Raw genomic sequence first — 11,747 nt, forward strand, 5'->3', positions numbered from 1 at the left:
TTGATCTGTAAATACCTAGGATTTGATTACAGTTTCATAAAATCTTCGGCCAATATTTTCCCTAAATAAAATATAAGTTCTTCCGCATTTTCCTGGGAAAAGACCATAGGGGGTTTAATTTTAAGAACGTTGTGGTCAGGGCCATCGGTACTCATAAGAATGCCGTGGTCTTTCATTCGGTTGGCCAAATAATCCGTTTGGGCGGCCAATGGCTCCATCTTGGAATCGACCAGTTCCAAGCCTAAAAAAAGGCCCTGCCCTCTTACATCCCCAATAATTGGGAAATCCTTTGAAAGCTTATTTAGCTGCTGTTTCAAATAGGTCCCCACCGCCAAGGCATGTGCCTGTAGCTTCTCCCGTTTTACCACCCTTAGAACCTCGGCACCAATGGCACAGGAAACCGGATTGCCCCCAAAAGTGTTGAAATACTCCATGCCATTGGCGAATTTTTCAGCTACTTCTTGGGTACAGGCCACCGCAGCCAATGGATGCCCATTGCCAAGCGGTTTCCCTATGGTAACGATATCGGGAATTACCCCGTGCAATTGGAAGCCCCAAAAGGTACTGCCCATACGACCGCAACCCACTTGCACCTCATCCGAGATACAGAGTCCGCCCGCTTCCTTCACGTATTGATAGGCCTTGGCCAAGAATCCTTCCGGTAATTCTATCTGCCCCCCACAGCTAATGATTGGCTCTATGATAAAACCGCCTACTCCCCTTCCCTTTGCATGAATCCTATCTATTTGCCCCTTAACCTCCTCTGCATATAGCCCGCCTGTATTTTCTCCGCGATATTTTCCCCTAAAGGCATCGGGAAGTGGAAAAATATGGGTGTGTTCAGGGGCGCCCTTGCCTCCTTTGCCATCAAATTTGTAAGAACTGATATCGATGCACATATTGGTATTGCCATGGTAGCCCACCTCGGAGGCTATAATGTCCCGTTCACCGGTGGCCGCCTTAAGCATACGGATGGCCAACTCATTGGCCTCACTACCGGAATTCACAAAATGGAGCACACTTAATTCTGGTGGTAAAGTCTCCAACAGTTCTTTGGCCAATTCATTGATGTTTTCGTGCAAATAGCGACTATTGGTATTTATCAAGGCCATTTGCTCCTGTCCTGCCTTGACTACATCTGCATGTTCGTGCCCCACATGGGCAACATTGTTTACGGTATCCAAGTATTTTCTTCCGTATTGGTCCATTAGGTACTGTCCTGCACCCCGTACCATTTTTATGGGCACCTTGTACTGCAGGATTAAACTTTTGCCCAAATGTTGTTTTCTAAATACCTGGATGTCCGCATTGGAAGTGGCTTCCTTTCTCTCCAACCCCTTGGTTTTAAACAAAAGGTTGGGATCTGGACATAGGCTCTTCCATACGGAAATCTGGTCATGATACGCTACTCCTGGATAATCGATCTTATATTGCAGCATACAAAGCATAATCTGAAAATGCAGATGTGGAGCCCAATTACCGTTCTCAGGCCAATTCCCCAAAATGCCAATGACGTCCCCAGCCTTTAAAAAAGTTCCAACCTTATGCCGCGTAGCACTTGCAACGGACAAATGTCCGTAAAGGGTATAAAACTCCAAACCTTCCTCCCGGTGCCTTAAAATTACCAGTCCGCCGTATTCCTTGTCCCCCTCATCATTTACAGCGGTAACCACTTCCCCATCAAAAAGTGCATGCACGGCAGTACTGGCCGGCAACCAAAAATCCACTCCCAAATGAATACTTCTGCTCTCCCTCCCATTATTTCCTATTTTATCATAGGAGGATGTCGTGTAAATGGGCCTAGGCTCCAAATATCCTCCAGCCAATATTTTGGAAGGATATTCCCCCTGCAACTTATTGAGTTTATATTGAAAATAATCCAGGTCGTTAAAGTCCTTTTCATGCCCCAACCATTTACTGGAAACGCTCAGATCCAGGGCATGGACTTCATTGTTGCCCATAGCAGGGAAAAGCCTATCTAGAGAAAAGGCTTTGCTTTGTGACCAAACACTGAATTTTTCCTCACAGGGATGGGCGGTATACCCACAGGTCTCCCTAAAACTATAGTGTGCAAAATCGGCATTTATATCCTTCCATTTCCGCAATAACTCCCATGCCGGTTTTTCACTGATCAAAAGATAGGTATTGTCCGGTTCCTTCTTTTTATTAATCGCAGATTTGGTTACCGATATCACCAAACGCATGGCAATGGCGGTATACAAATGTTCCAACTCCTTTTCCTGTAAGGGGAACGAACTATGATAGCCCTTAACAACAGGCAAGGCTGCCTTTAGGGGATCATTATGGTGCATAATGGCATAGGCACAGGCCACGGCCAAGTCGTTAACAATCTGGGTATATACCGAATCCCCGAAATCTATGGCGGTGACCACTTTGGGATCGATCAGATCTTGGGAAACGATTACATTATTATCGTTGGTGTCATTATGTACCACTTCCTTGCGCAACTGGGAATAACTGGGCTGTGCCTCTTTAAATTGATCCTGAAAATGGGAGATGACTTCTTTGTCCCCATTCTTAAAAAGGTCAAGATATTCTGTGGTCCAATTTCCTTGACTTATGTCCCAGACGAATTCCCGATGGGCCTCGGGATGATCAAAACCCTGCAAGGCAGCTGTTAGCCGTCCACAATGTGCTCCCAAGCTGTAGCGAAGATTGTCCAATTGGGGATTCACCCCACTCCAGACCCTGCCGGCTATCCAAGACAACAACCGCACTTTCCTGATACGACCTAATTTGTCCTTAGTTTCCGAAATCAAACTTCCATTTTTATCCGGAATGACTCTAGGAACAGTTAAACCCGAACCCTTATTGGCAATAAATTGCAACAGTTTCTGCTGAAAATCCAAATAATCCGCGTTCTCGTCCGGACGGGATACTTTTAGTATATAGGCCTTCCCTTCCGATGCATCGATCTTAAAATTAAAATCGATCTCCCCTGGCAGTGGTTTGGCCGTACCTTGAATGTCAAAGTTTTCAAGGGCAATTTGAACGGCCTCCTCTGCTGTAATTCTAATTTTGCTATATTCCATTTAATTTCAACTACAATATTGAACTCTCCCTAGAACTCATAAACCATCTACCAAATTAAGAATATTATTTTCACAGGACCATTAGGACAAATAAATATTCCAAACACAACAGCAAAGTAGTATCTATGGTCAATTTGGGTTTTTTCCTAAAAAATAAGATTGAAATACTATCTTTAACCCTTGATCCAACCACACTAATTAAAATTATGAAGAACAGAATTACCTTTCCAGTATTTAAGTCATTATCCATGCTTGTTTTGTTGGCAGTACTAACCACACAATGCAAGCAAAATTCCAAAGAAAAAGTAGCAGCTCCAATCAATGAAACCGATATAGTGATCCCGGAGGATTTTTCTATAGAAGTTGTAGCGAAAGATTTAGGAAATCTAAGACATATGACCGTCTCAAAGAATGGGGATATTTATGTAAATAGATCCAAGCTAAAGGACGATAAAGGTATTATCCTACTTAAGGACACCGACAATGACGGAAAAATTGATACGGAAAAACAATTTGGCAATCTCCCAGGGACAGGCATCCTGATAAAAGGCGGTTACTTATACACCTCCTCCAATTCTGGAGTCTATAGATATAAATTAAATGAAAATGAAGAAATTATCGATATAGATAATCCTGAGAATATAGTGGACGGATTGGCAGATAAAGGCCAGGACAATGCTAAATCATTTGTAATGGACGATAATGCCAACATTTATGTCACCATAGGCTCTTGGAACGATAGCTGTAGGGAAGAAGGTAGTGGTAACGGTATTATGCCCTGTACCATCCTGGATTCCGCAGGCGGTATTTGGCAATTTAAGGCCGATAAATTAAACCAGTCCTTTTCGGATGGAATACGTTATGCCACCGGAGTAAAAAATGCTGTGGCCACAGCTTGGAATTACAAGACCAACTCCTTATTTGCTGCGGTTCATGGCAGAGGCGCTTTTCACGATTATTATCCTGAACACTATACCGCCAAACACAGTGCGGAACTTCCTGCGGAAACACTGTTTGAACTTCATAAAGGTGATGATGCCGGTTGGCCCTACATCTATTACGATCAGTTTAAGAAGAAGAATATCCTAGCCCCGGAATATGGTGGTGATGGTGAAAAAACTGGAAGTGAAAACGCTATAGACCCTATTATGGCGTTCCCCGCCCATTTGGCTCCCAACGACCTTCTTTTTTACACAGGAACCATGTTCCCCGAAAAATATAGAAATGGCGCTTTTATTGCATTCCATGGACAGTCCCCAGAGTTAAAAAAAGGATATTTCGTGGCCTTCGTACCTTTTAAGGATGGTAAGCCAAATGGAAATTGGGAAATCTTTGCAGATAATTTTTCGGGCATAGACCTAGCAAATCCAAGTGGCCCTATTCAGCACAGACCCTGTGGATTGGCACAAGGTCCTAACGGTGAATTGTATGTAAGCGAAGATCTAAACGGTACCGTATACAAAATAACCTATTGATCTTCTAGGCAATACCAAAATGCTACTGCTATTACTTAAAGTGATAGGACAGTGCTGGCCCAAAACGGCAATATTCTTTTAATGTAGTCATCATATAATCAAGATCCCTTAAGCCTTTTTCTAAAGGGATCTTTTTTTTACCCAATTCCCAATCATCCAATAAACCCTAACTATTGGAATAGAGCATTTTAGCACCGGAATCAAACAGCTTACAATTTCGCAATCCTTCAATTACAAAGATATGATTGGATTCCACCAAACAATCTGTGTAAGATGACCGGCTCCGATTTATACATTTACAAGGTCCGATTTATGAAAATCTTAAGAAAATAAATATTTCATAATTGCTATTTTTAGGGCGGTAAAAATAAATAAACAATTAAAAAACACCTGTAAAACTATGAAAACAGTATTAACAGCACTTTATTTCTTTTTGGGAATTACATTACTGCAAGCATCAACAACAACAAACGAACTTGATGATTTGGAAGTTGGTTCAGTATTAATGATTGGAAGTCCTTCAGCAAATCTCTATGAACATATAGAAGTGCCAAGGATGAATTTTATCATTAAGAAAGGAGGAATCCCGAACTACAAAACACTTTTCCAAAGCAAAGTAATCGTTTCTAAAATGAAAGTGATGCCAGATGGCAGTAAGGTGGTACACCTGAAGAGACAAAACGGAAAGCGCTTTTTTAATAGCCATAGCTATATAAAAGCCAGACTTAAAGAAGCCATTGACACTGAAGAGCTGGTCAGACTTTAGTCGGCACGTATAACGCTTAGGCTGCCAAAACTTTGTCGTGCAGCATGGTAAAAAAAGCATACACTTAAATTAAAAGCCCTTAGTTCTAAGGGCTTTTTAATTGCCAATTCTGGAATATACTACATGGCGATCCAATACCATCTTTCCTGTGCCCAAATTTATTACTAAACTTTAGTGGGCCGGACATACAGGCCCACGATACATCTTAAAAGCCAATCCCCATGGCGTTGGCATATGACCTATATCATTGTTTTAGCTTGATAATTGCTCTACATTAATAAATGTCGGTATAGTCCCCAACTATACTTTCCAATCCTAAATGGCCACCATCCCTAACTTAAGATCGTTGAGGACAAAAGTTGGGGCGACTAGGAACAGTTCCTGAAAAAGACCCCAAGACTACTCAATATATGATAGCATTATGATGTTAGAAAAAGAAAAAAATAGCGCCATTTCCATCCCCCTAAAGCACCTAACTTTAAAGGCTAATTTGTACATCCCTGAAAATGCCAAGGGGTTGGTCATATTTTCCCACGGTAGTGGTAGCAGTAGGTTTAGCCCCAGAAATAATTTCGTTGCCAACATACTTAATAAAAAGGGATTGGCTACCTTATTGCTCGACTTATTGACAGAAAGCGAAGACGAGAACTATGCAACACGGTTCAACATAAACCTTTTAACGAGTCGCCTTATAGCGGCAACTAAATGGGTACAACAACAAAGGGAAACCGAGCAAATTTCCCTGGGCTATTTCGGGGCCAGTACCGGGGCCGCATCGGCAATAAGAGCGGCTGCCTTTTTTAAGGATGATATAAAGGCCATAGTTTCAAGAGGTGGAAGACCGGACCTTGCCCTCGATGAAATTTCCGAGGTTACGGCTTCAACCTTATTTATTGTTGGCGGAAAGGATTCCGCAGTCTTGGAATTGAATATCACGGCCTATGCTAAAATGGAAAGTGAAAAAAAAATTGAAATCATACCAGGGGCAAGCCATCTTTTTGAGGAAGCGGGAAAGCTGGAGAAGGTGGCCGAACTCTCCGCATCTTGGTTCAAGAAATGGCTGATAACTAAAAAACTATAAAAAATGTTTACGAATAGAATCGATGCCGGACTTCAACTAGCTAAAAAGCTAAAGGCATATAAGGACAAGGAGAATGTAGTGATTTTGGCCATCCCAAGGGGCGGGTTGCCTTTGGGAGCTATTGTAGCCAAATCATTAAATGCAAAATTGGATGTTGCACTTTCCAAAAAAATAGGCCATCCGTTCAACAAGGAATTTGCCATTGGGGCCGTTAGTCTCAACAATATTGTCCTAGACGATAACATTGAAATTTCCATCGGTTATATCGAGAAAGAAAAGAAACGACTTCGCGAAAAACTAAAAAAAAGAGAGGCCCAATATTATAGGAATAGGTCTCCCATAGCCTTAAAGGATAAAATCGTAATCATTATTGACGACGGCATCGCCACAGGGAATACCATAAGGGTCACCGCACAACTGGTACATGACCGAAAGCCGGAAAAAATTGTGATCGCCATACCTGTAGCCCCTAAGTCAACAGTACAGAAATTAAATGCCGCCTCCTATATTGATGAAGTGGTATGCCTGGAGACACCCTTTAATTTTCAGGCAGTAGGACAATTTTATATGGATTTTGATCAGGTGTCCGACGAAGAAGCCATAAAAATATTGGAAGAATTTAATTCCTAGTATAAGCTTGGTGACTTAATCTAAACTGGAAAAGCCTATTATTTTGGTTCTTCCTCCGACAACAATTTATAATTCTTACCTTTATTTTTCTTGAATTGGCCTTTTAGAAAATTGAACAAGTTGATTCCCTTCTATGTCAAAAAGCGGTGTACCAACAAAATTTGGTTCCACTTTTTTGGAGGCTTCACTCTTTAAATAAACCAAGGATCCTTCAAAATTTGGATATTTTTTTCTGAGAACATCGTACTCCGGATTTACACAGTCCTTTCCCCATATGCCCAACATGAATTTCAAACCGGCCTCATCCTCTCCGTATTGTCCTTTGTCATCCGTTTCCAGAACCCATTGATCCAATACAGAACGGTATTTCTCCAATACTTTAGAATATTGGGGATTATGCGCCAAATTGTTCAATTCAAAAGGATCGGCATTTATATCATACAATTCTTCCGAGGGCCGCTCAGCAGCCATAAAGCGATCTTGTGCCTCATTCAACTTTCCTTCTGCATGCAATTGTTTCATTACCCCTACAAACTCTACCTTATCAAAATCCATATAAGTAGGTTGTGTATAAGGCCTGTCCGTCATAAAGTTTCGGATATACTTAAACTCATTGGACCGCACAGACCGTATCCGGTCTATGGTAAAATCGCAACGGTCACGGGTCGAGATCACATACTCCCTGGGCGCTATGGCATTGTTAAAGATATCCCTGCCTTCCATATTTTCCGGAATGGGGATTTCGGCCAGGGCCAAAGCAGTAGTTCCCAAATCCAATCCAGCCATCAGATCGGAATTCACGGATCCAGCTTGTATTTTTGATTTCCCTTCCCTAAAATCAGCAATGATCAAGGGCACCTGCAGGCCACCATCATAAAGGAATTGCTTATTCCTGGTCAAACGCATTCCATGATCGGAAAAAAAGAAAACTATAGTGTTCTTCAATAGACCGTTTTCCCTGAGTTTATCCAAAATCCCACCTACTTTTTGATCGGTAATCTGAATGGCATCCAAATGGTTGGCATATTCTTCCACAATTGCCGGGTGATGGGGCAAATAAGGTGGCAGTTGTATCTGGGAACGGTCCACCGGGGAAGCCACATTATCCTTGAACTTGGAATTGAAGATTTCCTTTCCCCCGTACATCTGAATCTGCCCAAAAAAGGGCTCCTTCCCTTTCAAGCTAACCAAATCTAACCGTACACCACTTTTCCCGTACAGGGGATGATATAGATACTCTTGATCATACAGGTCTTTCCTATCATACACAAAATTATAATCGTCCTTGCCATTGTTGAAGGTGAAATATCCGGCATCCTTGAATAATTCAGGAATCGTTTTGGCCTGTTCCGGCAAATATATGGCCGATTCAGTAGTCCTGGAACTGTGGTGGTTCTGTGCCCCAAAACTGGTAGACATCATTCCCGTAATGATACTGGACCTACTTGCCGAACATACAGGGGCGGGCATAAATACATTTTTAAAGAGCATTCCCTTAGTAGCCAGACTGTCAGTATTTGGTGTGGCAACCAATGGAGCTCCATAACAGCCAAAAAGGGGTGCCGTGTCCTCCAAATAAATCCAAACGATATTGGGTTTGTCGGAGCCTTGCACCTCCACTTTGTCCACTGATTTTTCACCTTTGCAGGAGCTTATCAATACCACCAAAAATGAAACAATTAAGACAATTTTTCGCATTCTTATATAGATTATTGATCGTTGATCGAAGCGCAATGGGCGTCCTATTCTATGTATATAGCTTTCAATATAAGAATTTTAACATTTGGATAATGCAGAAATATCAAATTACCACCATTATAAGATTTACGCCTAAACCATATCCATTCACCTAGACGACAAACTGTATCCCAAATTACCTCCCATTCCAAAACGGCATACTCATCTTACTTCAATTGTTAAAACAAAATAGCTATATTTAGAAAGATTAAGCTATCCAGACCAACTACATGAAAAATAAAGTTCGTACAGCCCCTTACCCTCTTGTATGTGCCATACTTGTCTTCATAATATTTCTGTTCGTCAATTGTGGGCCAGAAAAAAAAGAACCCGAGTTTTTGATGCGGACCGCCCTGTTGGTCAATGAAGACCATACCTGGTACAAGGCCTTTGCCTATTTTTCGGAAATTCTGGAAGAACGTTCCAAAGGACGCATTAAAGTGGAACTATACCCCTCAGAACAATTGGCCAAAGAGATCGAGGCTATACGACTTATCCAGGCAGAGGTTATCGATATGACCACCACAGGGTCTACCTTGACGAATTGGTTCGAGGTGGCCACATTTTGCGAGCTGCCATTTCTGATGCAGGACTCAACTGATATGAACCGCTATATTAATGGTCCGGTAGGGAAATTAATGGAGGAGGAGATGATAAAAAAGGCAGGCTTGCGCGCCCTAGGACATTTTGAAAGGGGGCCAAGACATTTAACATCCAATAGACCCATACGGCACCCGGATGACCTAAAAGGTCTTATCATAAGGGTGCCCAATGTACCTGCATTTGTTACCACATGGAGCGCACTGGGTGCCAAACCAACTCCCATGGCGTTTTCCGAAGTGTTTACTTCACTTCAACAAGGCACCATAGAGGCCCAGGAAAATCCGTTTGCCATGATCCATAATGCAGGTTTTTCCGAGGTACAGAAATATCTTAACCTAACAGGGCATGTTATAAGTTGGGTGTACCCCGTAGTAGGAGAAAAACAATTTCAAAAGCTTCCGCCGGACCTTCAAGAAATTTTTCTACAGGCAGGTAAGGAAATGCAGCACTACGAACACCGGCTCTATCTGGAAAACGAAAAAAATGTTCAGGATGAACTGAAGGCAGAGGGTATGCAATTTATAGAAGTGGACAAAGAAGCCTTTGCAAAAAAAAGTGAAAAGGCCATTTATGAAAGCCTATCTCCTGACATGAAGCAAATTTACCGCCAACTTAAAAAAGAAAAAGACGATGCTAAATAAAACCATTGGCCGCCTGCTAAAAATGGGGACCTTATTAAGTACATATGGCCTGTTGTTTACTGTATTGCTCCAAATAATTTGCCGTTTTACACCCATGAACACCCCATCATGGACAGAAGAGGCCTCGCGACTTTTCTTTATCTATGCCATGTCGTTCGCCGCTGGTCTGGCAATGAAGAATGAGTTTTATGTGCATTTGGACATGTTTTACGAACGTTTTCCAGAAAGGATCAAAAAAACATTACACCTGGCTGTACCCTCAATTTCCCTAATCCTTTTTGTTATCATGGCCGTATACGCCATTAAATTCGTGATTTTGGGAATCCCTGAAAAATCCCCGAGTATGGGCTTCAATATGGGCATTGCCTTCTTTAGCATATTTATTATGTCCACATCAATAAGTTATTACCTGCTAAAAAAAATTATGAAAATTATAAAAAATTCTAGACCATGATTTGGATATTGGTTATCGTTTTTGTTCTTGGTCTAGTACTTCGCTTTCCCATTGCCTTCGCTTTAGGACTTGCCTGTTTAAGTTATTTAGTTGTAAAAGGGGTTCCTCTGATCATTGTACCTATGAAAATGTACTCGGGCATTGATGTCTTTGTACTGCTAAGTGTTCCTGGATTCATCCTTGCAGGAAATCTGATGAACCAAGGTGGGCTCACTGAAAAAATTATTAAGTTCTGCAACCATCTGTTAGGTCATATTCGCGGGGGACTTTCCTTGGTCAATATTGGTGCTTCCATGCTTTTTGCAGGAATTTCGGGTACGGCCATTTCGGATACGGCCAGTATGGGTTCCATTATGATCCCTGCCATGAAAAAGGAAGGTTACGATACGGACTTTTCATGTGCCGTTACAGCAGCTTCCTCCACCATAGGGCCTATAATCCCCCCAAGTGTACCCATGATCATAGCGGCGACCTTGAGCGGGCTATCTGTAGGGAAATTGTTTCTGGCAGGAGCACTCCCAGGTTTGTTATTGGGCGTAGGTCTAATGTTCACCGCCTATTCCATATCCAAACGCAAAAAATACCCAAAACATAAACGCAGTAGCCTAAGGGATGTGGCAGGCAGTTTTGTGGATACGTTTTGGTCGCTTTTAATGACGTTTATTATCCTGTACGGAATTGTGGGTGGAATATTTACCCCGACGGAGGCCTCTATTATCGCTGTTGTCTATGCTATGATTATTGGAAAGTTCGTTTATAAAAAATTGAATCTGAAAAATACTCAGGTCATTGTGCTCGACAGCATGAAGACTTCGGCCTCCCTGATGGTCTTGGTGGGTTTTGCCAATCTTTTTGGCTATATCTTGATTACGGAACAAATTCCACAAGAGATCTCCAAGGAAATCTTGGGATTTTCAGACAATAAATATGTGGTCTTACTTCTGATCAATCTGTTATTGATCGTGGTAGGCACCTTTATGGAGACCATTGCCGCCTTATTGATACTTTTTCCAATCCTACTGAAAGTGGCGGTTGCCGTGGATGTGGACCCCATACATTTTGCCGTCATAGCCGTGCTGAATTTAATTATAGGGTTAACAACACCACCTGTGGGGGTCTGCCTTTTTGTGGCTTCCAGTATCGGAAAGATTTCCATAGGTGCCGTTAGTAAGGCTGGCCTGCCATTTTTGTTGGTCAGTTTTTTGGTGCTGATATTGGTCACCTTGTTTCCGTCATTATCCCTGGCATTGCCTAACCTTTTTATAGATTGACACGGAAAGTTCCGGATTCTTTTATAAATTTTATGG

9 protein-coding genes are annotated in these 11,747 nt (G+C 42.0%); 7 read left to right on the forward strand and 2 right to left on the reverse strand.

Annotated elements, in window-relative coordinates:
• Positions 1–26: 26 nt before the first annotated feature.
• Positions 27–3,053, reverse strand: coding sequence for an aminotransferase class III-fold pyridoxal phosphate-dependent enzyme (locus BUA60_RS01045; RefSeq protein ID WP_072859900.1), 3,027 nt, complete (start codon positions 3,051–3,053; stop codon positions 27–29).
• A 206-nt stretch (positions 3,054–3,259) separates the two neighbouring features.
• On the opposite strand from BUA60_RS01045, the gene BUA60_RS01050 reads away from it, so the two are divergent.
• The 4 genes from BUA60_RS01050 to BUA60_RS01065 all read left to right on the forward strand — a co-directional run bounded on the left by BUA60_RS01050 (position 3,260) and on the right by BUA60_RS01065 (position 7,005).
• Positions 3,260–4,528: a PQQ-dependent sugar dehydrogenase gene (locus BUA60_RS01050; protein WP_072860795.1), complete on the forward strand. Its 1,269-nt coding sequence runs from the start codon at positions 3,260–3,262 to the stop codon at positions 4,526–4,528.
• A gap of 400 nt (positions 4,529–4,928) precedes the next feature.
• The gene (locus BUA60_RS01055; RefSeq protein ID WP_072859901.1) at positions 4,929–5,294 is read left to right on the forward strand and encodes a hypothetical protein; all 366 of its coding nucleotides are present in this window, start codon (positions 4,929–4,931) and stop codon (positions 5,292–5,294) included.
• Positions 5,295–5,715: 421 nt separating this feature from the next.
• Complete coding sequence (locus BUA60_RS01060; protein WP_245802484.1) at positions 5,716–6,375, forward strand: dienelactone hydrolase family protein; 660 nt, start codon at positions 5,716–5,718, stop codon at positions 6,373–6,375.
• A gap of 3 nt (positions 6,376–6,378) precedes the next feature.
• A complete protein-coding gene (locus tag BUA60_RS01065) occupies positions 6,379–7,005 on the forward strand; it encodes a phosphoribosyltransferase (protein WP_072859903.1) in 627 nt (208 codons plus the stop codon).
• Between the two features lie 81 nt (positions 7,006–7,086).
• Here BUA60_RS01065 and BUA60_RS01070 read toward each other — a convergent pair whose 3' ends face one another.
• Positions 7,087–8,703 (reverse strand): sulfatase family protein, encoded by a 1,617-nt coding sequence (locus BUA60_RS01070; RefSeq protein ID WP_072859904.1) that lies wholly within the window; start codon positions 8,701–8,703, stop codon positions 7,087–7,089.
• A gap of 269 nt (positions 8,704–8,972) precedes the next feature.
• Between BUA60_RS01070 and BUA60_RS01075 the strand changes: the two genes are divergently transcribed.
• The 3 genes from BUA60_RS01075 to BUA60_RS01085 are packed head-to-tail and all read left to right on the forward strand — an operon-like array spanning position 8,973 to position 11,711.
• On the forward strand, positions 8,973–9,986 hold the full coding sequence (locus BUA60_RS01075) for a TRAP transporter substrate-binding protein (RefSeq protein WP_072859905.1): 1,014 nt from the start codon (positions 8,973–8,975) through the stop codon (positions 9,984–9,986).
• Positions 9,976–10,440, forward strand: coding sequence for a TRAP transporter small permease (locus BUA60_RS01080; protein ID WP_072859906.1), 465 nt, complete (start codon positions 9,976–9,978; stop codon positions 10,438–10,440). Before BUA60_RS01075 ends, BUA60_RS01080 begins: the two co-directional genes overlap by 11 nt.
• Positions 10,437–11,711: a TRAP transporter large permease gene (locus BUA60_RS01085; RefSeq protein ID WP_072859907.1), complete on the forward strand. Its 1,275-nt coding sequence runs from the start codon at positions 10,437–10,439 to the stop codon at positions 11,709–11,711. Before BUA60_RS01080 ends, BUA60_RS01085 begins: the two co-directional genes overlap by 4 nt.
• Positions 11,712–11,747 lie beyond the last annotated feature (36 nt).

Origin of the sequence: Arenibacter palladensis, from assembly GCF_900129275.1 — a bacterium.
GTDB classification, from domain to species: Bacteria; Bacteroidota; Bacteroidia; order Flavobacteriales; family Flavobacteriaceae; genus Arenibacter; species Arenibacter palladensis.

Bases quoted from the DNA above. Each gene is read 5' to 3' on its own strand.
- BUA60_RS01045 (WP_072859900.1), bottom strand. From the start codon at position 3,053: ATGGAATATAGCAAAATTAGAATTACAGCAGAGGAGGCCGTTCAAATT.
- BUA60_RS01050 (WP_072860795.1), top strand. From the start codon at position 3,260: ATGAAGAACAGAATTACCTTTCCAGTATTTAAGTCATTATCCATGCTT.
- BUA60_RS01055 (WP_072859901.1), top strand. From the start codon at position 4,929: ATGAAAACAGTATTAACAGCACTTTATTTCTTTTTGGGAATTACATTA.
- BUA60_RS01060 (WP_245802484.1), top strand. From the start codon at position 5,716: ATGATGTTAGAAAAAGAAAAAAATAGCGCCATTTCCATCCCCCTAAAG.
- BUA60_RS01065 (WP_072859903.1), top strand. From the start codon at position 6,379: ATGTTTACGAATAGAATCGATGCCGGACTTCAACTAGCTAAAAAGCTA.
- BUA60_RS01070 (WP_072859904.1), bottom strand. From the start codon at position 8,703: ATGCGAAAAATTGTCTTAATTGTTTCATTTTTGGTGGTATTGATAAGC.
- BUA60_RS01075 (WP_072859905.1), top strand. From the start codon at position 8,973: ATGAAAAATAAAGTTCGTACAGCCCCTTACCCTCTTGTATGTGCCATA.
- BUA60_RS01080 (WP_072859906.1), top strand. From the start codon at position 9,976: ATGCTAAATAAAACCATTGGCCGCCTGCTAAAAATGGGGACCTTATTA.
- BUA60_RS01085 (WP_072859907.1), top strand. From the start codon at position 10,437: ATGATTTGGATATTGGTTATCGTTTTTGTTCTTGGTCTAGTACTTCGC.